The organism is Halobellus sp. Atlit-38R, assembly GCF_003665925.1.
Lineage (GTDB): Archaea > Halobacteriota > Halobacteria > Halobacteriales > Haloferacaceae > Haloquadratum > Haloquadratum inordinatus.
Genome location: NZ_QXIJ01000421.1, coordinates 1 through 431 on the forward strand (window position 1 = coordinate 1; position 431 = coordinate 431).

The 431-nt window shown below is 69.1% G+C and carries 1 pseudogene; it reads right to left on the reverse strand.

Annotated elements, in window-relative coordinates:
• Window positions 1-104: 104 nt before the first annotated feature.
• A pseudogene (locus D3D02_RS20175) lies at window positions 105-431 on the reverse strand (gfo/Idh/MocA family oxidoreductase); the annotation flags it as partial.

The window sequence follows — 431 nt, forward strand, 5'->3', positions numbered from 1 at the left end:
CTTCCCCAGGCCGTACACCGCGACGGGGACCTCGCCGGCGCGCAGGGCCCGCGTCTGTTCGTCGGGCGAGCGGTCGGAGCCGTACAGTCCGGGGTGCTCGCGGCTCATCGTCGACCCTCCGAGGGTTCCGTAGTCTCAGCGTTTTCCGTGGCTTCCGCGGTCTCTGCATTTTCCGCAGTCTCCGCGGTCTCGACGCTCCGAACCGTCGATTCGGCGTCGGCCTCGATTCGCCGGGCGAGGTCGATAGCGCGCAGGCCGTCGGCCGGCGAGACGAGGACGGGGCCGCCGTCGGTCGCGGCGTCGACGAACGCCTGTAACTCGCGTTTCAGCGGCTCGCCGGTGGAAATCATCGGCTGTTCCATCACCACTTCGTGGCGGTAGCGGACGCCCCCGTTGTCCCGGAGGTAATCCGGGCGCGACTGGCGGAAAAT